The organism is Actinomadura sp. 6K520, assembly GCF_004349245.1.
Taxonomy (GTDB): Bacteria; Actinomycetota; Actinomycetes; order Streptosporangiales; family Streptosporangiaceae; genus Spirillospora.
The window spans coordinates 1-21,647 of sequence record NZ_SMLC01000094.1 but is presented as its reverse complement, the minus strand read 5'-3'; the positions used below and the strand labels follow the sequence as shown (position 1 = coordinate 21,647).

19 protein-coding genes are annotated in these 21,647 nt (G+C 73.3%); 13 read left to right on the top strand and 6 right to left on the bottom strand.

Going from position 1 to position 21,647, the window contains the following annotated elements:
- The first annotated feature begins 66 nt into the window (after window positions 1-66).
- Both E1289_RS23245 and E1289_RS23240 read left to right on the top strand, forming a co-directional pair.
- Window positions 67-678: a TetR family transcriptional regulator gene (locus E1289_RS23245; protein ID WP_131983583.1), complete on the top strand. Its 612-nt coding sequence runs from the start codon at window positions 67-69 to the stop codon at window positions 676-678.
- Between the two features lie 16 nt (window positions 679-694).
- Window positions 695-1,483 carry an SDR family oxidoreductase gene (locus tag E1289_RS23240; protein WP_131983581.1) on the top strand — a complete coding sequence of 263 codons (789 nt, stop codon included), beginning with the start codon at window positions 695-697 and terminating at the stop codon, window positions 1,481-1,483.
- 7 nt (window positions 1,484-1,490) lie between these two features.
- Here the strand turns inward: E1289_RS23240 and E1289_RS23235 are convergent, their stop codons facing one another.
- Complete coding sequence (locus E1289_RS23235) at window positions 1,491-2,411, bottom strand: 3-oxoacyl-ACP reductase (RefSeq protein WP_131983579.1); 921 nt, start codon at window positions 2,409-2,411, stop codon at window positions 1,491-1,493.
- Window positions 2,412-2,593: 182 nt separating this feature from the next.
- Here E1289_RS23235 and E1289_RS23230 point away from each other — a divergent pair, with 182 nt between their 5' ends.
- Window positions 2,594-3,373, top strand: a complete 780-nt coding sequence (locus E1289_RS23230) for an NAD(P)H-binding protein (protein ID WP_131983577.1) — start codon at window positions 2,594-2,596, stop codon at window positions 3,371-3,373.
- Between the two features lie 13 nt (window positions 3,374-3,386).
- Here E1289_RS23230 and E1289_RS23225 read toward each other — a convergent pair whose 3' ends face one another.
- The 3 genes from E1289_RS23225 to E1289_RS23215 are packed head-to-tail and all read right to left on the bottom strand — an operon-like array spanning window position 3,387 to window position 8,519.
- On the bottom strand, window positions 3,387-5,324 hold the full coding sequence (locus E1289_RS23225) for a WD40 repeat domain-containing protein (protein WP_131983575.1): 1,938 nt from the start codon (window positions 5,322-5,324) through the stop codon (window positions 3,387-3,389).
- Window positions 5,272-8,010 (bottom strand): hypothetical protein, encoded by a 2,739-nt coding sequence (locus E1289_RS23220; RefSeq protein ID WP_131983573.1) that lies wholly within the window; start codon window positions 8,008-8,010, stop codon window positions 5,272-5,274. The genes E1289_RS23225 and E1289_RS23220 overlap by 53 nt, the downstream gene beginning before the upstream one ends.
- A gap of 20 nt (window positions 8,011-8,030) precedes the next feature.
- Entirely contained in the window at window positions 8,031-8,519 is a 489-nt protein-coding gene (locus E1289_RS23215) for a hypothetical protein (protein WP_131983571.1), read from the bottom strand.
- A 159-nt stretch (window positions 8,520-8,678) separates the two neighbouring features.
- Here E1289_RS23215 and E1289_RS23210 point away from each other — a divergent pair, with 159 nt between their 5' ends.
- Window positions 8,679-9,038 carry a hypothetical protein gene (locus E1289_RS23210; RefSeq protein WP_131983569.1) on the top strand — a complete coding sequence of 120 codons (360 nt, stop codon included), beginning with the start codon at window positions 8,679-8,681 and terminating at the stop codon, window positions 9,036-9,038.
- Here the strand turns inward: E1289_RS23210 and E1289_RS23205 are convergent, their stop codons facing one another.
- Entirely contained in the window at window positions 9,039-10,640 is a 1,602-nt protein-coding gene (locus E1289_RS23205; RefSeq protein ID WP_131983567.1) for a class I adenylate-forming enzyme family protein, read from the bottom strand.
- A 187-nt stretch (window positions 10,641-10,827) separates the two neighbouring features.
- Between E1289_RS23205 and E1289_RS23200 the strand changes: the two genes are divergently transcribed.
- The 7 genes from E1289_RS23200 to E1289_RS23170 all read left to right on the top strand — a co-directional run bounded on the left by E1289_RS23200 (window position 10,828) and on the right by E1289_RS23170 (window position 19,722).
- Entirely contained in the window at window positions 10,828-12,510 is a 1,683-nt protein-coding gene (locus tag E1289_RS23200; protein WP_131983565.1) for an AMP-binding protein, read from the top strand.
- Between the two features lie 16 nt (window positions 12,511-12,526).
- The gene (locus tag E1289_RS23195; protein ID WP_131983563.1) at window positions 12,527-13,690 is read left to right on the top strand and encodes an acyl-CoA dehydrogenase family protein; all 1,164 of its coding nucleotides are present in this window, start codon (window positions 12,527-12,529) and stop codon (window positions 13,688-13,690) included.
- On the top strand, window positions 13,687-14,643 hold the full coding sequence (locus E1289_RS23190) for a bifunctional MaoC family dehydratase N-terminal/OB-fold nucleic acid binding domain-containing protein (RefSeq protein ID WP_131983561.1): 957 nt from the start codon (window positions 13,687-13,689) through the stop codon (window positions 14,641-14,643). Before E1289_RS23195 ends, E1289_RS23190 begins: the two co-directional genes overlap by 4 nt.
- Window positions 14,643-15,719, top strand: a complete 1,077-nt coding sequence (locus E1289_RS23185) for an acyl-CoA dehydrogenase family protein (protein WP_131983559.1) — start codon at window positions 14,643-14,645, stop codon at window positions 15,717-15,719. The genes E1289_RS23190 and E1289_RS23185 overlap by 1 nt, the downstream gene beginning before the upstream one ends.
- Window positions 15,716-16,147, top strand: coding sequence for a MaoC family dehydratase (locus E1289_RS23180; protein WP_243713088.1), 432 nt, complete (start codon window positions 15,716-15,718; stop codon window positions 16,145-16,147). Before E1289_RS23185 ends, E1289_RS23180 begins: the two co-directional genes overlap by 4 nt.
- A complete protein-coding gene (locus tag E1289_RS23175) occupies window positions 16,144-17,319 on the top strand; it encodes a lipid-transfer protein (protein WP_131983549.1) in 1,176 nt (391 codons plus the stop codon). The genes E1289_RS23180 and E1289_RS23175 overlap by 4 nt, the downstream gene beginning before the upstream one ends.
- Window positions 17,320-17,448: 129 nt before the next feature.
- Entirely contained in the window at window positions 17,449-19,722 is a 2,274-nt protein-coding gene (locus E1289_RS23170) for a catalase (RefSeq protein WP_131983547.1), read from the top strand.
- Between the two features lie 123 nt (window positions 19,723-19,845).
- On the opposite strand, the gene E1289_RS23165 is transcribed toward E1289_RS23170, so the two are convergent.
- A complete protein-coding gene (locus E1289_RS23165) occupies window positions 19,846-20,079 on the bottom strand; it encodes a hypothetical protein (RefSeq protein ID WP_131983545.1) in 234 nt (77 codons plus the stop codon).
- Window positions 20,080-20,254: 175 nt separating this feature from the next.
- Between E1289_RS23165 and E1289_RS23160 the strand changes: the two genes are divergently transcribed.
- Both E1289_RS23160 and E1289_RS23155 read left to right on the top strand, forming a co-directional pair.
- The gene (locus tag E1289_RS23160) at window positions 20,255-20,755 is read left to right on the top strand and encodes a DoxX family membrane protein (protein WP_131983543.1); all 501 of its coding nucleotides are present in this window, start codon (window positions 20,255-20,257) and stop codon (window positions 20,753-20,755) included.
- Between the two features lie 21 nt (window positions 20,756-20,776).
- The gene (locus E1289_RS23155) at window positions 20,777-21,568 is read left to right on the top strand and encodes an SDR family NAD(P)-dependent oxidoreductase (protein WP_243713087.1); all 792 of its coding nucleotides are present in this window, start codon (window positions 20,777-20,779) and stop codon (window positions 21,566-21,568) included.
- Window positions 21,569-21,647: the final 79 nt, after the last annotated feature.

The following is a 21,647-nucleotide window of genomic DNA, read 5'->3' as shown; positions in this document are numbered from 1 at the left end:
GCGGGGGCGGGCGCGGGGACGGATATTGTTCCCAGTCAGCAGCGTGAACCGATCCGGGGGAGGATCGTGGCGAGGATCGGAGCGGCCCGGCTGTCCGCCGAGCCCAGCTCACCCGAGCAGCACGACCGGCGGCGCCGCATCGTGCGCGCCGCGTCCCGCATCGGTGCCGAGAAGCCCTTCGAGCGGGTGCAGATGCACGAGGTGGCGAAGGCGGCCGGGGTCGCGATCGGCACCCTGTACCGGTACTTCCCGTCGAAGGTCCACCTGTTCACCGGGGTGATGGCGGCGCAGGTCGACCGGCTCCGCGACCAGGTCACCGAGCCCGCGCCCGGCACCGCCCCCGAGAACGCGGTCGCCGACCTGCTCGTGCAGGCCAGCCGCTACCTGATGGCGCAGCCCGTGCTGGCGGCGTCGATGCTGCACGCGTCGAACACGGCGCACGCCGCGACGGTCGCCGACACCGTGCACATCGACAACACCTTCCGGGAGATCCTGCTGCGCGCCGTCGGCATCGAGGAACCGACCGTCCAGGACGTCAGGCTCGTCCGGCTGCTGATGCAGTGCTGGTACGGCGTCCTGCAGTTGAGCCTGAACGGCCGCGCGTCCATGGCGGACGTGGAGAGCGACGTCCGGCTGGCGTGCGAACTGCTGCTGGCCTCCCGATCCAACGCCTCTTGACGAAGGTGGACCCCGGATGAACGCGGACAGGGCACGCACGATCGCGGTCAGCGGCGCGGCCTCCGGTATCGGCGCGGCGCTCGCCGCGATGCTCCGCGACGCGGGCGACACGGTCATCGGCATCGATCTGCGGGACGCCGACGTGTGCGCCGACCTCGCCGTCCCCGAGGGGCGCTCGCGGGCGGTCGGCGAGACGCTCGACAGGTCCGGCGGGACACTCGACGCCGTCGTCGCCTGTGCCGGGGTGTCCGACTTCACCGTCATGCCGGTCAAGGTGAACTTCTTCGGCGCCGTCGCCCTGCTGGAGGGCCTGCGGCCCGCGCTCGCCCGGGCCGCGGCGCCGCGCGCCGCCGCGGTCGGCTCCATCGCCGGCGTGCACCCCGTGGACGACGCGGTCGTCGCCGCCTGCCTGGACGGCGACGAGCCCGCGGCGCTCGCGGCGGCGGAGAAGGCCGTCGACGCCGGCGGCGGGTACGTGACGTACCCGTCCTCGAAGGCGGCGCTCGCCCAGTGGCTGCGCCGCGCCTGCGTGACCCCCGAGTGGGCGGGCGCCGGCATCCCGCTGAACGCGGTCGCGCCGGGCATCGTCCGGACGCCGATGACCGCGCCGCTGTTCGCGGACGAGGCCATGGCCAAGGTGATGAACGAGGCCGTCCCCATGCCGCTGAACGGCCACGCCGAGGCCGGGACGATCGCCGAGGCGCTGCGCTGGCTGATCGCCCCGGCGAACACCCACATGACCGGCCAGATCGTCTACGTGGACGGCGGCGCCGAGGCGACGCTCCGCGGCCCCGGCCGTATCTGAGGCGCGGTCACCTCCTGCTGGTCTCCGTGGTGTCGAGCGCGCCGACGCTGTAGGCCGCGAACGTGCGGTGCGGGTCGCGCTCCGCGAAGTAGGGGGTGAGCTGCTCGCCGAACTCCTCCACCGAGAAGACGCCGTCCTGCGCGGTGAACTTCTGCTCCACGGTCGGCGCGGCCATCAGCGCCACCATGTCCCCGTACACGACGAACACCTGCCCGCTGATCTTCTCCGCCGCGGGGGACGCGAGGTAGCCGACGAACGTCCCGACACGCTCGGGCGCCAGCGCGTCGAGGCCGCCTGGGGCGGTGCCCTCGGCGAACGTCGCCTCGGTCATGGCCGTCCTGGCGCGGGGGCAGATCGCGTTGGCGCGCACCCCGTACCGGCCGAGCCCCGCGGCCGTCGACAGCGTCAGCGCCACGATCCCCGCCTTCGCCGCCGAGTAGTTCGGCTGGCCCGGCGACCCGAACAGGAACGCCTCCGACGAGGTGTTGACGACCCGTCCGTAGACGGGTCCGCCGGCGGCCTTGCTCGCGGCGCGCCAGTGCGCCGCGGCGGCACGGGACACGGCGGCGTGCCCCTTCAGGTGGACGCGGACGACGTCGTCCCAGTCCGACTCCGCCAGGTTGAACAGCATCTTGTCGCGCAGCACGCCCGCGTTGTTGACCAGGACGTCCAGCGATCCGTACGTGTCGACGGCGGCGGACACCAGCGTGTCGCCCATGGACCAGTCCCCGACGTCCCCCCGCACCGCCGTGGCCTGCCCGCCCTCCTTCGTGATCTCTGCGGCGACGTCGTCGGCGGCGGTCCCCACGTCGTTGACGACGACGTTGGCGCCCCGCGCCGCCAGGGCGAGCGCCTCCGCACGCCCCAGCCCGGCACCCGCGCCGGTGACGACGGCGGTACGCCCCGCCAGAGAGAGATCAGCGTTCATCGGAGCCTCCGGTCGCAGTTCGGATCGCACGCCGGACGCTAGTACGTGTTCTAGTTCTGGCCCGCCGCCCGTCCCGCTGAGCGGGCGTCCGCCCGCTCAGCGGGACGGGATGTCACTTTTCGGGGGCCCGCCGAGTCGTGACGGCGGATGAACGAACAAGCTCATGCGCCGTTGGAGGAGTCATGAAGTCACCCATCCTGGTCACCGGGGGTACGGGCACGCTCGGCGGGCACGTCGTTCCGCTGCTGCGGGAGGCCGGGCCGGACGTCCGGGTGCTCAGCCGCCGGAGCCGCGAGCCCGCGGACGGCGTCGAGTACGTGGTCGGGGACCTGCTCAGGAATGAGGGGGTCGACGACGCCGTGGCGGGGGCCGAGGTCGTCCTGCACCTCGCGGGCGGCACCAAGGGCGACGACGAGGCCGCGCGGAACCTCGCACGGGCCGCGGCCCGCGCGGGCGTCGGGCATCTGGTCATGATCTCCGTCATCGGCGCCGACCGGGTGCCGCTGGCCTGGATGAGGTCGCAGCGGGACGCGGAGCAGGCGGTGGTCGATTCGGGGGTCTCCTGGACGATCCTGCGCGCCGCCCAGTTCCACGACCTGGTCCTGAAGGTGGTGCAGAGCATGACGAAGATGCCGGTGGTGCCCGCTCCGGGCGGGCTCCGGTTCCAGCCGGTCGACGCGCGGGACGTGGCGGAGCGGCTCGTCCGGCTGGCGCTCGGCGAGCCGGCCGGTCGGGTGCCGGACCTCGCCGGCCCCGAGGTCCACCCGATGGACGAGCTGCTCCGCGGATACCTGCGGGCGCGCGGCAGGCGCCGGCCGCTGCTGCCCGTGCGCATCCCGGGCAAGGCGGGCCGCGCCTACCGGGCCGGGGACAACCTGACCCTCGACGGCGACACGGGCACCCGGGGCTGGGCGGAGTTCCTGGCCGAGCGGCTCCGCCCCGCCGCGGGCGTGGCGGCCTGACCGGGGGCGGCCGTCAGCCGATGTCGACCGCGGTGACGCCGCCGTGCCGGCTGCCGAGCAGGAAGGTCCGCTCCAGCGCGACCACCGCGTGCGGCATCGCCTTGGTGGCGAGCCACCCGGTACGCGCCCCCGGGCGGACCGTCCACGCGCGGATCTCGCCGTCGTCGCCGGACGAGACCAGCACCTTCCCGTCGTGGGAGAACGCAAGGGCGCGCACGACCGAGCGGTCCCGGTGGCTGCCGATACCGGTGCCGCCGGGGGTGCCGCCGTCCGCCCCCCACATCCGGACGGCGCCGTCCACGTCCCCGGAGGCGACGCGCCGGCCGTCGGGGGAGACCGCGAGGCAGCGGATCTCCGCGCACTGCGGCGCCACCGCCACCGGGTCCTCCTCGTCGGCCACGTCCCATCGGTAGAGGGCGGTGCCGTCGCGGGGGGCGACGACCCACCGGCCGCAGGGCGACACGGCGAGAGCGCGGCAGCGCGCCGCGCCGTGCACACCGATCGCGCGGGGTGTCCCGGACGGGACGGACCGCACGTACAGGTTGCCGTCGTCCTCGGCGGTGACGACGGCGTCCCCGGACGGCAGCGCGGCGAGGCGGATCACCGCACGGCCGGGCTCCATCGGCAGCGGCCGCGCGTCGCCGTCATCGTCCAGCAGCCAGAGCCGTCCTTCCCCATCGAAGATCACGATGCCGGCGGCGCACGCGGCGACGCCGCGGCCCGCCAGGGCGGAGACGCGCTCGGGCCGGGACCTGTTCGGTCCCCAGCGGTGCACGCCGTCGCGTCCGCAGCTCAGTGCGGACCTGCCCGCCCGGTCGGGCGCCATCGCCCAGATCATGGGCGGACGCTCGGCCGGGACCCTGGTCGCGCGCCAGCGCATGAGCATCCCGTCCTTGCCGGTGCTCACGACCAGGCCGCCGGGCGTCCCGCACACGGTCGACACCGACCGGTCGTGGCTGCCGAGGACGGCCGGTTCGGCGTCCACGGCGTCCACCGGCCAGCTCAGCACGTCACCGTCGGCGCTGCCCGCGACAATGCGCGATCCGGCGAGCGTGACGCCGTGCAGCGTGGAGCGATGCCGGCCGACGACCGTGGCCGGGCGCGGGCCGAGCAGGTCCCAGCGGCGGACGCTGCGGTCGAAGGACGCGCTGACCACCCAATCGCCGTGGATCGCGACTCCGGTGACCCTGGCGTGGTTGTCGTGCCGCCCCAGGAGACGGGCCGCGGTACCGGGAGCCCTCAGGTCCCACACCCAGATCTCCCCGTTGCGTGTCCCGCAGACGACGAACCGCCCGTCGGGTGACACCGCCACCGACAGCGGGCTCGCGTCGCGCAGCCGCAGCGGCACCGGGTCGCCGCCGTCGAGGGGGGACACCGTGACCGTCCCGCTGGAGACGATCGAGACGGCGACGGTGCCGGCGAGGGCGACCGCCACGACGGGTTCGCCGTGCGCGCAGAGGGGAACCTGGTCGACCCCCGCCCGTTCGAACCGCCACAGCGTGACGTTCCCGCTGTCGTCGCCGGTGACGGCCAGTGCACCGTCGTCGGCGAGCGCCACGCTCCCGATCCGGTCGCGTTCGGTGCCGACGACGGTCGTCGTGTCGCCCGTCAGGTCCCAGCGCAGCAGGTCGGGGCCGTTCACGCCGAACAGCGCGAAGGCGGCGTCGGCCGACACCGCGAGGGCGGTGGTCCAGCCGGCTCCCGGGACGATGCGGTCCCGCCCGGACGCGGTGGTGAACCGCGTCGCCATCGTGAGGAAGCGCCTGCCGTCCAGGCGCGTGAGCCTGCGCTGCGCCGCCGCGCCCAGATCGGCTCCCGCGGCCTCGTCGAGAGCACCCTGGTAGATCAGCTGCTGGACGGTGGCCTCCGGCCGCGACGCCACATGTGGCGCCGCCAGTTCACGGCGCTGCCGTTCCAACGCCGCCTTGAGCACTCCCACGGTCACGGTCACCGCCGCCTCCCTTCAGATTGGGGTCGCGGGGGTTCTGCTCGACCCTGATCACGAATTGGCCGTCCGGACGCTGCACCACCTTCAGCAGGACCCAGCGGGGACGGCGTCCTTCCAGCACGATCACACCGAACTCCTGGCCCCAGATCCGGCCGGACTTGTACCTCTTGACGAAGTCGCGCACCACCCGTTCGGCATCGCTGCGCGTCGCGAACAGCCTGGGAGGCTTGGACGAGGACCTGATGGTGTTCTCGGCGACCGGCAGCGGATGGACCGACCAGTTCGGATGGGCGTACAGGAGTTTCGGGGTGGTCGGGTGCAGTTCCAGCGGCACCTCGACCTTGCGGACCTCCACCCGCCAGGAGGAGCGTCCGTGCCGCAGCACGTCGATCCACGCCATGTTGCCGGTGTAGCCCTTCTCCATCTCCTCGCGGGTCAGCTGGAACCCGTGGATCCAGAGCGCCCTGCGGCCGGGGTTCTTCTCGTCGACGACCTTCGCGCTGAACCGGTACCGCTCCTTGAAGTCGGCGACCACCTTCTCGGCGTCGGCGCGGCGGGGGTGGATCGAACGCCCCTTCACCACCTTTTCCAGCTCGCGGTCGCTGTCGGGGTAGGCGAGCCTGGGCTCGCGGGGCCTGGGCCTCCGCCCGGTCGGGACGGGTTTCGGCGTCCGGGCCGGGAGGACGGGCTCGTCGTCGCCGTCCCACAGCGGCAGGTCCGCGGAGCCGGGCAGCCGGTCCAGCCGGGCCAGCACCGTCTCGATGCCGAGCGGCAGGCCGCCGGGGGAGGGCGGTTCGGGATGCGCGACGCACGTCTCCAGCCAGGTCCACGTCTCCAGCAGCAGCTTCAGCGCCGCCTCCGCCTCCGCGCGCACGGCGGGGTCACCCGTGACGTCCGGCCGCTTCGGGTCGCCGGACGCCGACGCGAGCAGGTCACCGATCACCGGGACGGTCTCCGACAGCGCGAGCCGGCCGTCCACCGGGTCCCACGGCCGCCCGCCCGGATACAGCGGTGTGAGCGCCCGCAGGAACCGGCGGCGCTCGGAGTCGGCGGAGATCGCCTCGTGGCGTGCCCGGCGCCTGCCGGCCGCCTCCCGCACCGTCGAGTGGAACACCCGGTAGCGTCCGCCCGTGTCCTGCGGGAACCGCAGATACCCGCGGGCGGGGCTGTCGGGCCCGCGCGAGGCGACGAACGACCAGTCGCGGGAGGTGGGCGGGGGCAGCCGGTCGTCCAGCGGGGTGTCCCAGATCGCCTTCGCCTCCGCGGCGGTCGGCCCGGGCCCGGTGATCGCCGCGATGGTCAGCAGCCGCTCGAAGTCGATCCAGTCCTGTTCCCCCGAGGTGCCGCGGACGGCGTCGGCGACGCGGTCGAGCGCCCGGACGAAGTAGGCCGCCGCGCCGCCCGCCGGGGCCTCGGCCGCGAGCCGTCCCGCCAGCGACGGGTCGGCGGCCAGCTCGGAGAGGTAGCCGTCCGCCACGATGAACAGGCCCTCGGCGAGCCGGGTGACCTGCTCGGCGACCGCCTCCGCGTCGGCCAGGCCGAGGCCGGTCAGCACGGTCGTGGCGAACTCGTGCACGTCGTCGCCGTGGTCGTCCAGGTCGAGGATGCGGGCCCGCAGCCAGCCGGGGGTGTACTGCGACGCCACGACGACCTTGAGGTTCCACGTGGGGAACTCCTGCCGGTGCTGCAGGAACGTCCGCAACGCGGCCAGCTCCTCGGGAAGCTCGCCCTCCAGCTCGTTCAGCGCGTCCACGACGAGGACGAGCGTCGGGTCCGCCCACCCGCCGGCCGCCCGCTGCTCCAGGGCCAGGGCGAGGTTGCCGTAGGTGTGCAGGGACGAGGCGACCTCGACCCGCTCGATTCCGGTCACCCGGCCCCCGGGATGGACGGTGCCGGTCTCCTGCCGGATGTGCAGGCCGCCGTTCTCCGGCACGCTGAACACCAGCCGCTGCTCCCGGAACGCCTCGATGAACCCGGCGACCACGGCCTGCGTGGTCAGCGGGCGCGGCGGGTCCCCGGGCACGGCCCCGTCCCGCAGCGAGACGTACGCGGGCCGGACACCGGCCAGCGACGCGAAATGCCGCGCCGCCTCCCGCAGGAAGAACGTCTTCCCGGCGCCCGGCCGGCCCCGCACCAGCAGCACCGGCGGCGCGTTCCGGTCCTGGACCCACGCGGTGGTCTCGTCGAGCGCGCGGTGCCGCGACTGCACGAGCGCGGGCTCGATCGCCGGTACGTCCTGGAAACGGGGCGGGACGATGCCCACCCCGGCGACGATCCGCGGGCCGTCCCAGCCGCGGCCGGCGGCGGCGATGACGATCGTGCCGAGCGTCCTGGCGAGATCCCCGCCGCCCGCCTGGACGCCGCGGAGGTCGTCGACGACGATCAGGTCGGCGCCGCCGCCGTCGTCCGCGCCCCCCGCGAAGTCGGTCGCGCGCCGCTCCGCCGCGGCGAGCATCCGCGCCGCGTCGCCCGACGAGGCGCGCACACGCCCGTCCGGGGTGACGCGCAGCCAGGCGGCGGCGCCCCCGATCCGCGCCGTCAGCCTGTCGAGCAGCAGACCCTTCGTGTCCTGCGCGGGGCCGGTCAGCAGCAGGAGCGATCCCGCGCCGGTTCCGCCGCCGGACCATTCGATCAGCTCGGTGAGCGCCTCCTCATGCCCGAGGACCCGCCCGCCCGTGTTCTCCGCCACGGTGCTCTCCCCGGGGTCGTTCAGTCTTCGGGACGCAGGACCGGCGGGTTGATCCGCTTGATCCGTGCGACGGTGACCTTGCCGCCCTTCTTCACCACGTCCGTGGTCGGGCTGAGCTCGACCGGGGAGTCCTGGTCGAGGTAGAGGTCGTCCGCGTCCAGGACGAGCACCTCCCCTTCCACCGTGCCGAACTTCGGGTTCATCCGGAGAGCCCGGTCCTCCCCGGGAAACCGGATCGTCCTGTGGTGCACCGCCTCCAGGAGATCCCGGGCCCTGGAAAGGGTCGCGGCGAGCGAATCGTCGAGCGGCAGCGGCTCCGGCATGTCACGGTAGGCCGACAGGCGCCCGTCCAGGCCGATCAGCTCGCGCTCGTAGCGGGCGAGGATCTCGGCGTCGGGTTCCCCGAGCCGCCCCTGCCGTCCTTCCAGTGCGTCCTGGACGCCCCTCGACAGGAAGTCGACGACCCCCGGAACTTTCGGCTCCGTGAGCCAGGGCCACGCATCCTCCACACGTACCTCCCCGTACGGTCACGTTCCCCTGATCCAACAGCCGGTACGCCGTGATGTGCCCGCCTGACCGGTAGCGGCCATGACCCCGCCACCCCACCCGCCCGGCACCGATCCGCGCGGCCTCGCCGATGCCTAGACTCCGGATCCGAAGGGGGCCTGATGAACCTCAGACGCCACGGTGCCCACGCCGCCGCGTCGGCCGTGCTCGCGGCCGCCGCCGGCTACCTGATCAACCTGTTCTCGAACGGCCCGACCTGGCCGCTCGCCGGCGGAGTGCTGGTCCTCGTCGCCGCCCTCGCGACCCTGGAGTACCTGCGGGCCGGTCCGCCCCCCGATCCGCCGCGGTCGCCCGGCGCCCTGGACATCGAGTTCACGGGCGGCGAGGTGGACGGTGACGTGACGCTCCTCCACACCGACACGCCACCGGAGGGCGACGTCAAGGCCGGCGCGTCGATCCGGCGCCTCGGGCCGCTCGGCCGCTTCACCGGCGTCCGGATCGGCCGGGGCCGCTCCCGCTGATCAGGCGAACTCGTCCGCCACGCGTTTGCGGAGGATCTTGCCGGTGGCGTTGCGGGGGAGCGGCTCGGTGGTGATGGTCCAGCGGGTCGGGACCTTGTAGTAGGCGAGGCGCTCGCGGGCGAAGGCCGTCAGGTCCTCGGTGGCGGGCAGCGGGCCGCGGGCGACGACGACCGCCGCCACCTCCTGGCCCAGGTCGGGGTGCGGGGCGCCGAGGACCATGCACTCGCGCACCCCCCGATGCTCGGTGAGGACGCTCTCGACCTCGACCGGGTAGACGTTCTCGCCGCCGCGGATGATCAGGTCGGAGCGGCGGGTGGTGAGGCGCAGCCGGCCGTCCTCCACCACGCCGATGTCACCGGTGCGGAGCCAGCGGTCCGCGTCGAGGGCGGCGGCGGTGGCGTCCGGGTCCCGCCAGTAGCCGACCATGTTGTAGGCGCTGCGGGCGCACACCTCGCCTTCGACGCCCTCGGGGACGGGCCTGCCGTCCGGATCGCGGATCTCCATCTCGACGCCGATGACGGGGCGGCCGACCGTCCCCGGCGCCTCGGCGAGGTCCATGGGGGTCGCGACGGAGATGGCGGTGCACGACTCCGTCAGCCCGTAGCTGTCGACCAGTGATCCGCGCGCCGGCGGGAACACCTTCTGCAGCCGCTCCTTCAGGGCGACCGAGGACGGGGCCGAGGCCAGGGCGAACGCGGTGAGCGACGACACGTCGTACTTCGAGAGGTCGGGGTGCTCCATCATGCGGCGCGCCATCGTGGGCACGGCGCCCCAGTTCGTCACCCGCTCCTTCTCGATCAGAGCGAGCACCTTGTCCACGTCGAAGGCGCCCCGGTGCATGACCACGGCGGTGCCGGTGGCCAGCCGCGGGACGGCCAGGTTGTGCAGCGACGCGATGTGGAAGAGCGGGAGCGCCAGGAGGTAGCGGCGGGTGGACGGGTCGATGCCGAACATGTCCATCATCGCGTCGTTGAACCGGTGGTACTCGATCACCGAGGTCAGGTTGCGGTGCGAGTGGACGGCGCCCTTCGGGCGGCCCGACGTGCCGCTCGTGTAGAGGATGACCGCCGGGTCGTCCTCCCTGATGTCCGGGATGTCCAGCTCGGCGTCCGGGTAGCGCGAGGTCAGCGACGGAACGTCCGTCTCCACCGTCAGCACGTTCTCGGAGATCAGCGCGGCCCGCTTCTCGTCCGCGATGACGACCGTCGGGTCGGTGTGGCCGAGCGCGTACTCGATCTCCTGCGGCGCCCACCAGGCGTTGTAGCCGACCGCGACGCCGCCGGCGGCGATCGCGGCCCAGAACGAGACGAGCCACTCGGGGCTGTTCGCGGCGTTGATCGCGATGCGGTCGCCGGGCCGGACGCCGAGGTCGTCCCGCAGCGCCTTCGCCATGGACGCGACCCGCCGGGCGTGCTCGGCGAAGCTCAGCCGGCCGGATGCGGTGACGAGGTAGTCGCGGTCGCCGAAGGACGCCGAGCGGGCGAGCACCTCGCCGAGGTCGCGGGCGCGGTTGGCGAACACCGGCAGCCGGGCGCCGAGGACCTCCTCATCCCGGAGCTCGAAGTCGCCGCCGGGACCGGTCAGTTTCTGGATGATCTCCATAGCCCTCTCCTCCGCAGCGGACCGTTCATTGTGGGCCGCGGAACACCGCCGCCACCTGGGAATTCCGCTGAGCGGGACGCCGCGCGGGCGCTCCCGGTCAGCGGGATGCCCGGACGCGCGGGGGCCGCCGGCTGATTAGCGTCTGGGACGCGGGTGTGCGCGTTTCGGAGGGAGGCGGGGAGCGGGAGTGCGCGACGAGACGATCGCGGGGATGCTGCTGGCACGGCTCGGCGACGACCGGCCCGGCCTGCGCAGCCGCGACCGGGACTGGACGTGGGACGAGGTCGTCCGGGAGGGCGCCGCCCGCGCGTCGCTGGCGCGGGAACTGCGCCGGGACGGGCCGTTCCACATCGGTGTGCTGCTGGACAACGTCCCCGAGTACGTCCTGTGGCTGGGCGCCGCGGCGCTGAGCGGCGCGACGATCGTCGGCGTCAACCCGACCCGGACCGGCTCCTACCTGGAGCGCGAGGTCCGCCGCACCGACCTGCAGCTCCTCGTGACCGACCGGGCCGGGCTGGAACTGCTCGACGGCCTCGACATCGGCGTCCCCCGCGACCGGTTCCTCCTCGTGGACGACGACGGCTACGCGGAGCGGATCGAGGACCACGCCTGCGAGCCCGAACCGGACGCGTCGGTCACCCCGGCGACGCAGATGCTGCTGCTGTTCACGTCCGGGACGACGGGGACGTCGAAGGCGGCCCGCTGCTCCCAGGGCAGGCTCGCCGAGCTGGGCCGCGACAACAGCGCCAAGTACGACGTCAAGCGCGACGACGTCTGCTACTGCCCGATGCCGCTGTTCCACGGCAACGCGCTCATGGCACTGTGGGCGCCGTCCCTCGCGGCGGGCGCGACCGTCTGCCTGACCCCCGGGTTCTCCGCCTCCGGGTTCCTGCCGGACGTGCGGTTCTACGGCGCGACGTTCTTCACCTACGTCGGCAAGGCCATCGGGTACGTCCTCGCCACCCCGGAACGGCCCGACGACGCCGACAACACGCTCACGCACGGGTTCGGGACGGAGGCGTCCCCCGAGGACAAGGCCGAGTTCCTGCGCCGCTTCGGCGCGACGCTCGTCGAGGGCTACGGCTCCAGCGAGAGCGCCGGCATGATCAGCCGGGTGCCGGAGACCCCGCCGACCGCGCTCGGGCGCCCCGCGCACGACGGCGTCCGGATCGTCAACCCGGAGACGCTGGAGACCTGCGAGCCCGCGATCCTGGACGGGCACGGCCGCGTGACGAACGCCGAGGCCGCCGTCGGCGAGATCGTCGACGTGCACGGCGCCGGCAGGTTCGAGGGCTACTACAACGACCCCGCGGCGGACGCCGAGCGGGTGCGGCACGGCTGGTACTGGACGGGCGACCTCGGCTACGTCGACGGCGGCGGGTTCCTCTACTTCGCCGGGCGGTCCGGCGACTGGATCCGGGTCGACTCGGAGAACATCTCCGCGCTGGTCACCCAGAACGCCGTGCGCCGCCACCCGAAGATCGTGGACGCGGTCGCGTTCGGCGTCCCCGACCCGCGCTCCGGCGACCAGGTGATGGCGGCGATCGAGCTCCAGGCGGGCGTCCGGTTCGAGGACCTGGACCTCGCGGCGTTCCTCGCCGCCCAGGAGGACCTCGGCACCAAGGGCGCGCCGCGCTACGTGCGCGTCTCGCACGCGCTGCCGACGACCGGCTCCGGCAAGCTCAGGAAGAAGGAGATGCAGCTCGAAGGCTGGCGCACCGGCGACCCCGTGTACCGGCGGGCGGCCCGTGCGGACGAGGGCGCGGACGACGGGGCGGGCGCGCCCGGGTACGCGCTGATGACCGAGGCCGACAAGGCGGCGCTGCACGCCGAGTTCGCCGCCGCCGGACGCCGGCGTTTCCTCCCCTGACCACGGAAGGGTGTTCATGGATCTGCGTGAGTCCGCGGCGCACGAGAAGCTGCGCGCGGAACTGAGGGCGTACTTCGCGGGCCTGCTGCCCGCGGACGTGCGCCGCCGCGCCGGCGAGCAGGGCGTCGGCGGCGAACGGTTCCGCGAGATCGTCAAGATGCTCGGCGCCGACGGATGGCTCGGCTACGGCTGGCCGGTCGAGTACGGCGGGCAGGGCAGGTCGATCGCCGAGCAGTACGTGTTCTTCGACGAGGTCCAGCGGGCCGGGCTGCCGTTCCCGTTCGTCACCGTCAACACGGTCGGCCCGACGCTGATGAGGTACGGGACCGACGAGCAGAAGCGGCGGTTCCTCCCGGGCATCCTGTCCGGCGACATCGTGTTCGCGATCGGGTACACCGAGCCCGACGCCGGCACCGACCTGGCGTCGCTGCGCACCCGGGCCGTCCGCGACGGCGACGCGTTCGTCGTCGACGGCAGCAAGATCTTCACCAGCGGCGCCAACACCGCCGACCACATCTGGCTCGCCGCCCGGACGGACCCGGACGCGCCCAAGCACAAGGGCATTTCGATCCTCATCGTCCCGACGGACGCCGCCGGGTTCTCCTGGAGCCCGATCCAGACGGTCGGCGGGATGGTGGTGACGGCCACCTACTACAACGGCGTCCGGGTGCCGGCGACCGAGGTCGTCGGGGAGGTCGACGGCGGCTGGGGACTGATCACCACCCAGCTCAACCACGAGCGCATCGGGCTCGCCGCGCTCGGCGGCCGGATGATCCGGCTGTGGGAGGACGTCCGCGACTGGGCCCGCGACAACGGCGTCATCGACCTGCCGTGGGTGCGCGCCGACCTGGCCCGCACGCACGCCAGGCTGGAGGCGATGCGGCTGATGAACTGGAAGATGACCATGGCCGTGGAGGCGGGCACGCTGACCGGCGCGCAGGCCGGGGCCGCCAAGTCCTACGGGACGGAGACGCACATCGACGTCCAGCGGACGCTGACCGGCATCCTCGGCGCGGCCGGGCGGATCCGCCCCGAGTCGCCGGGCGCCGTCCTGCACGGCCAGATCGAGCAGCTGTCGCGGCAGGGCATCGTCAACACCTTCGGCGGCGGCGTCAACGAGGTGCTGCGCGACATGGTCGCCGTCCAGGGCCTGGGACTGCCGAGGTCGAGGCGGTCATGAGCGATCCCGGCTACGAGGACAGGCTGCAGGCGTGGGTGGGCCGGGAACTGGTCACCCCCCGCCCGGGGCAGGACCCCGTGAACGTCCCCATGATCCGCCACTGGGTGGAGGCGATGGGCGACGACAACCCCGTCTACCTGGACGAGGACGCCGCCCGCGCCACCGGCCGCCCCGGCGTCGTGGCGCCCGCGTCGATGCTCCAGGCGTGGACGATGCGCGGGTACGCCGCGTCCGTCTCCCCGGACGCCGAGCGCACCGGGTCCGACGAGCTGACGGACCTGCTCGCCGAGGGCGGCTACACCTCCGTCGTCGCCACCGACTCGGAGTTCGAGTTCCACCGCGAGCTGGTCCCCGGCGACCACGTCAGCGTGGCGGAGACGCTTGAGGCGATCTCCCCGGAGAAGAAGACCGCGCTCGGGCCGGGCCGCTTCATCAGCACGGTCAAGACGTACCGGGACGCGGCGGGGGAGATCATCGCGACGCAGCGGTGGCGGATGCTGCGCTTCCGGCCCGCCGCGAAGCCCGAACCGGAGCCCGAGCCGAGGGCGCTGCGGCCGCGGCCCGCGATCAACCACGACAACGAGTTCTGGTTCGCCGCCGCCCGCGAGCACCGCCTCGTCATCCAGCGCTGCGCCGACTGCAAGTCCCTGCGGCATCCGCCCGGCCCGTGCTGCCCGCAGTGCGGCTCGTTCGGCTGGGACACCGTCGAGTCGGCGGGCGAGGGCCACGTCTACACGTACGTGGTCAACCACCATCCCCGCCACCCGGCGTTCGACTACCCGCTGGTCGTCGCCGTGATCGAGCTGGCCGAGGGAACCCGGCTGATCGCCAACATGACGGGCGTCGAGCCCGCGGACGTGGCGATCGGCATGCCGGTCGTCCTCGACTGGATCGACCCGGACCCCGACCTGTCCCTGCCGGTCTTCCGCCCGGCCGCCGCTGAGGAGCATTGATGGACTTCACCCTGGGGGAGGATCTGGAGACCGTGCGGGACCTGGCCCGGCAGATCTTCGCCGACCACGCCACGCAGGAGCGGATCAAGGCCGCCGAGGCGGCCGGGACGGGCCTCGACGGGACGCTCTGGACCGCGCTGGCGGACGCGGGCCTGCTCGGCGTCGCGCTGCCCGAGAGCGCGGGCGGCGCCGGCCTGGGCGCGGGCGGGCTGGCCGTCCTGCTGGAGGAGCAGGGCCGGACCGTCGCGCCCGTGCCGGTCTGGCCCGCGGTCGTCGCGGCGCTCACCCTCGCCGAGCACGGCACCGCCGCCCAGCGCGACCTTCTCCCGGCGCTCGTGGACGGCGGGGAGAGGCTCACGGTCGCGCTGGAGGAGTTCGGCACCGCCGACCCCGCCGAACCACGGTGCACGGCCGCCCGTGACGGGGCCGGGTGGCGGCTGACCGGCACCAAGGCGGTCGTCCCGGCCCCGTCCGGCGCCTCGCACGTCCTGGTCTCGGCGCGCTCCGGCGACGGGCCCGGCCTCTACCTCGCCGCGACGTCCGCCGCCGGTACGTCCTGGGAACCCGCCGGGACCACCGCCCACGACGGCGCCGCGCACCTCACCCTCGACGGGACCCCCGCGCAGGCGCTCGGCGACGAGGCCCTGGCGTCGGTGCTGCGGCTCGCCCGGGTCGCACTCGCCGCCGTCCAGGTCGGCGTGGCCGAGGGTGCGCTCCGCCTGGCCGCTGGCCACCTCACCGGCCGCGAGCAGTTCGGCCGTCCCCTCGCCGCGTTCCAGGCCGTCCAGCACCAGCTCGCCGACTGCTACATCGAGATCGACGCGCTGCGGGTCTGCCTCTGGCACGCGATATCGCTGATCACCGCGGGGGAGGACGCGGAATCGGCCGTGCTGGTCGCCAAGTGGTGGTCGGACGAGGGCGGGCTGAACGTCGTCCACCGCGTCCAGCACCTGCACGGCGGCATCGGCGTGGACGTCGACTACCCGGTGCACCGCCACTTCCTGTGGGGCAAGCAGATCTCCGGCACCCTCGGCGGCGCGTCCGCCGACCTCGAACTGCTCGGGGCGGCCCTGTGATCACCAACGTGAAGCGCTACGAGGACGTCGCGGTGGGGGAGGAGCTCCCCGAGCTGCGCATCCCGCTGACCCGCACCATGATCGTCGCGACCGCCATCGCGAGCCGCGACTACCAGGACGTCCACCACGACCCGTCCCTCGCGGTCGAACGCGGGTCCAAGGACGTCTTCATGAACATCCTGACGACCAACGGCCTCGTCGACCGGTACGTCACCGGCTGGGCGGGCCCGGCCGCCGTCGTGAAGGCCATCAAGATCAGGCTCGGCGCGCCCAACTACCCCGGCGACACGATGGTGCTCACCGGCACCGTCACCGCCAAGCACGACGACCGCCGCGTCGAGATCGCCGTGCGGGGCGTCAACGAGATCGGCCCGCACGTCACCGGCACCGTCGTCGTCCGACTGCCCGGACAGGGGAGTGACTCATGAGCGTGCTGCCCGGCGCCGCCGCGATCGCGGGGATCGGCGCCACCGAGTTCTCCAAGGACTCCGGCCGCAGCGAGCTGCGGCTCGCCTGCGAGGCGGTGCTCGCCGCCGTCACCGACGCGGGCCTCCAGCCGTCCGACGTGGACGGCATGGTCACCTTCACCGCCGACACCAACTCCGAGATCCACATCGCCCGCAACCTCGGCATCGGCGAGCTGACGTTCTTCTCCCGCGTCGGGTACGGCGGCGGCGCGGCCTGCGGGACCGTCCAGCAGGCCGCGATGGCCGTCGCGACCGGTGTCGCCGACGTCGTCGTCTGCTACCGCGCGTTCAACGAGCGGTCCGGCACCCGCTACGGCCTCGGCCAGGCGGACCGGCCGGTCGACGTCAGCGCCGACCGCGCCGCCTACTCGTGGATGACGCCGTTCGGGCTGGCCACCCCGGCCCAGTGGGTCGCCATGTTCGCCCGCCGCTACATGCACGAGTACGGCGCGACCAGCGAGGACTTCGGCCGCATCGCCGTCGTCGACCGGGCGCACGCGGCGAAGAACCCCGCCGCGTGGTTCTACGACCGTCCCATCACGCTGGCGGACCACCAGGCGTCCCGCTGGATCGCCGAACCCCTCCGCCTCCTGGACTGCTGCCAGGAGAGCGACGGCGGCCAGGCCCTCGTCGTCGTCTCGGCCGAACGCGCCCGCGACCTCCCGCACCCGCCCGCCCTGATCTGGGGCGCCGCGCAGGGGTCGGGCAACGACCAGCACATGATGACGAGCTACTACCGCTCCGAGATCACCGGCATCCCGGAGATGGGCCTGGTGGGACGGCAGCTCTACGAGCAGTCCCGGCTGACTCCCGCCGACGTCCAGGCCGCGATCCTCTACGACCACTTCACGCCGCTAGTCCTGCCGCAGCTCGAAGAACTCGGCTTCTGCGCCAAGGGCGAGGCCAGGGACTTCGTCGCGGACGGCAACCTCGAACTCGGCGGGCGCCTCCCGTTCAACACCCACGGAGGCCAGCTCGGCGAGGCGTACATCCACGGCATGAACGGCATCGCCGAGGGCGTCCGGCTCGTGCGGGGCACGTCGGTGAACCAGCCGGGGGACGTCCACAACGTGCTGATCACCGCGGGGACGGGCGTGCCCACGAGCGGCCTGCTCCTGGGCGCGGACACGTGACCGGGTCCCGGCCGCGCGGCTACCCGCCAAGGGGCGGGTAGGCGTTCGTAAACGTTGGAGATTCTCCGCTTCGCCCCTCGGCCCGCGGGTAGTCGGACGCGTGCACGCTTCCGATCAAGAGGAGTGGTCGTGGACGAGTCCAACCCGGTCAAGGCGGCGGTCGACAAGGTCGCGGGGAAGGTGAAGGACGGGGACGGCCCCGCCGACGAGATCCCCGGCCGTCCGGGCGTCCGGCCGCCGCCGCTGGAGGAGCCGACCGAGCCTCGCGCGCCGCTCCCGCCCAAACCGGACCAGACCACGCCGGAGCCGTACACGCCGACGGGCCGCCCGACCGGCGGGCCCGCCGAGGCGTTCGCGCAGGGCGGCGCCCACCTGACGAGCGCGCAGGGGGTGCGGCTCCCCGACTCCGACCACTCGCTCAAGGCGGGTCCCCGCGGACCGGTGCTCCTGCAGGACTTCCACCTGCGGGAAAAGATCATGCACTTCGACCACGAGCGGATCCCGGAGCGGGTCGTGCACGCGCGGGGAGCCGCGGCCCACGGCGTCTTCACCAGCTACGGGACCGCCGCGAACGTCACCAAGGCCGCGTTCCTCCAGAAGGACGTCGAGACTCCGGTCTTCACGCGGTTCTCGACGGTGGTGGGCTCGCGGGGCTCGGCCGACACCGTCCGCGACACCCGCGGATTCGCCACCAAGTTCTACACGACCGAGGGCGTGTACGACCTGGTCGGCAACAACATCCCGGTGTTCTTCATCCAGGACGCCATCAAGTTCCCCGACGTCGTCCACGCCGTCAAACCCCACCCGGACCGGGAGATCCCGCAGGCGCAGAGCGCGCACGACACCTTCTGGGACTTCATCTCCCTGCACACCGAGGCGACGCACCACACGCTGTGGGCCATGTCCGACCGCGGCATCCCGCGTTCCTACCGGATGATGGAGGGGTTCGGCGTCCACACGTTCCGGCTGGTCGACGCCGAGGGGCGGACCACCCTCGCCAAGTTCCTGTGGAAGCCCAAGGCCGGCGTGCACTCCCTGGTGTGGGAGGAGGCGCAGCTCATCAACGGCGTGGACCCCGACTTCCACCGCCGCGACCTGGCCGACGCGATCGAGGCGGGCGCCCACCCCCAGTGGGAGCTGTGCATCCAGACCTTCCCCGACACCCCCGAGCAGACCTTCGAGGGCATCGACCTGCTGGACCCCACCAAGATCGTCCCGGAGGAGCTGGCGCCGCCGCAGCCGGTCGGCCTGCTCACCCTGAACGCCAACCCGGCCAACTTCTTCGCCGAGACCGAGCAGGTCGCCTTCCACGCCGGCCACCTCGTGCCGGGCATCGACGTCACCGACGACCCGCTGCTGGCCGGGCGGCTGTTCTCCTACCTCGACACCCAGCTCACCCGGCTCGGCGGGCCCAACTTCGCGCAGATCCCGATCAACCGGCCGCACGCGCCCGTCAACGACATGCTGCGCGACGGCCTGCACCAGACGGCCGTGCACACCGGCGTCGCGCCCTACAAGCCCAACTCCCTGGACGGCGGCTGCCCCTTCTTCGCCGGTGGCGCCGAGGCCGGGTACGTCGAGCACCCCACGCCGGTCCCGTCCGCGACGAAGGTCCGCGAGGCGCCCGCCTCGTTCGCCGACCACTTCAGCCAGCCCCGCCTGTTCTGGCTGAGCCTGTCGCCGGCCGAGCGCGAGCACACCATCGACGCCTTCACCTTCGAGCTCGGCAAGTGCTACGAGGACGCGATCAAGGAGCGCGCCCTGCGGGTGCTCGCCGAGATCGACCCGCACCTCTGCGAGAAGGTGGCGGAGGGCCTCGGCCTGCCCGCGCCCAGGGCCACCCGCGAGCTCCCGGACGTCCGGCCCAGCCCGGCGCTGTCCCAGGTCGGCGGCAGGTGGCCAACCCAGGGCCGCGTCATCGGCATCGTCGCCGACGACGGCGGCGACCTGGACACCGTCCGCGCGCTCCGCGAAGCGGTCTTCGACGGCGGGATGGTCCCGCTGGTCGTCGCCCCGACCGGCGGCGGGCTCGGCGCGGATGGCGGCGAACCCGTCACCGCCCAGCGCAGCTTCCTCACCGCCCGGTCGACGGAGTTCGACGCGGTGATCCTGGCCGGGGCGCCCGCACCGGGCAAGGACGCGTTCGCGACCCGCGACGCCAAGGCATGGAGCGGCACCGACGCGCCCATCGACCCGCGCGTCCTGCTGATGCTCACCGAGGCGTACCGGCACGCGAAGCCGGTGGGCGTCGTGACCGGCGCCCGGCCGGCGCTCGACGCCGCGGGCATCCCCACCGGCGCGCCCGGCGTCGTCGTCGGCGACGACGGTTCGGCGGTGCTGGACGAGGTCGTCGACCTGCTCGGCCACCACCGCGTCTGGGACCGCTTCCCGGCCCACGCCTGACGGCGCTCCCGCCGTGGAGCACCGCCGGCCGCCGCCACGGCGGCCGGCGGCGCCGTCAGGAGGACACCGGTCGCGGCGCCCCGTCCCGGCGGACGGGGCACCGCCGTCTCGCCCGGGGCCCGGTCAGTACAGGCCCCACAGCTCGTAGCTGGCCCACGGCGCGGAGCTGCCCTTGCAGTCGTAGGCCTGCCAGCCGGACTTCACGCCGGCCTCGCCCGCGGCCTTGCAGCTCGAGTACCAGTAGAACGTCTGGCCGGTGTTGTGCCACGACGCGGCGAGCGCCGGGGTGGCGGTCGCGCCGACCGCCAGCGCGGAGCCCGCGACCACGGCGGCGGCGGCCGCTTTCCTGATCTTCATGTAACCCTCCCTGTGACGTGACGTGCACGGACAGTCACAGGATGTGCGCGATTCGTCACGCTGAGTATCCGGGAAAACCCGTACATCGCCCCCAGCTGCCCGCCACCCAATCTAGTCATTGACAAGACTGCCGCGCCCGGCCTATCTTGACAATGACAAGTTAGGGGGAAGTGAGATGGCACCACTGATGTTCCTGATCGGCGGCACGCTCGCCGCGCTGCTCGCGGGCCGGGTGGGCGTCCGGTGGCTGCGGCCGTGGCCGGTACCGCTGCGCGTCGGGCTCGCCCTGATGTTCACGGTGACGGGGATCGCCCACTTCGTCGGCATGCGCGAGGCGCTGATCGACATGGTCCCGCCCGCGCTGCCCGCACCGGGGCTGCTGGTGACCGTGACCGGCGTCCTGGAACTGGCCGGCGCGGCGGCACTCCTCTGGGAGCGGACGGCGCCGTGGGCCGCCGGCGGGCTGAGCCTGATGCTGATCGGCATGTTCCCGGCGAACGTCCACCTGGCCCTCAACGGCACGGACATCCCCTGGGACGACCGCCTGCTCCCCAGGACCGTCATGCAGGTGGTCTTCCTGGCCGCCACGCTCGCCGTGGTGGCCCACCACGTGCGGCGGACGGAGGAGACCACCCGGCGCGAGCCCGCGAAGAGCCTCTCTGGAGAAGGTTTCTAGCACCCGCTACTGTCGCGTCCCGTGAGCGATGCGCTGAACGTGGTCGTGACGGGCGGGAACCGCGGGGTCGGACGGGCCGTCGCGGCGGAGGCCGCCCGGCGCGGGCACCGGGTGACGATCGTGGCGCGGCGGCCCGGCGAAGGGGCCGCCGCCGCCCGCGAGACCGGCGCGGAGTTCGTCCCCGGCGACCTGTCGACCCTCCGCACGACCCGCGCCGCCGCCGCCGGGATCGCCGGGGCGGTCCCGGTCATCGATGTGCTCGTCCACAACGCGGCGCTCTGGCCGAGCCGCCGCGACCTCAACGAGGACGGGTTCGAGCAGGCGTTCTTCACCAACCACCTCGCCCCGTTCCTCCTGAACCATCTGCTGGAGGAACGGCTCCGGCGCGTCGTCCAGGTCAGCGCGGGCCTCTACGTCATGGGCAGGGTGGACCCGGACCGCACCCCACGCGGCGACGACTTCAGCCCCACCAAGACCTACGCCAACACCAAGCTCGCCAACCTCCTGATGGTCCCGCTGTTCGCCGAACGCTGGAAGGAGGCCGGTATCACGATCGACGCGGTGCACCCCGGCGTCCTGCGAACCGGCCTCGGCGAACGAAGCGGCTTCCCGGGCCTCCTCCTGAGAACGGTGAAGCGCACCTTGAAATCCCCCGAGGCCGGCGCCGAACCCGTAGTGGACCTCCTCACCTCCGAAGGCACGGGCCGCTACTACAACGGCCTGAAACAGCGCCCCCTGAAACCCGTGGCCCGCGACACCGCCCTGGCCGAACGGCTCTGGACCGACGCTCAAAAGGCCATCAACACCGCCTAAGCCACCCCACACCTGAACCTCGCCGAGGTCTCCGCAGTAACCGGCTGGGCGGGCGTTCGGCGGCGCGATACCTCCCGGG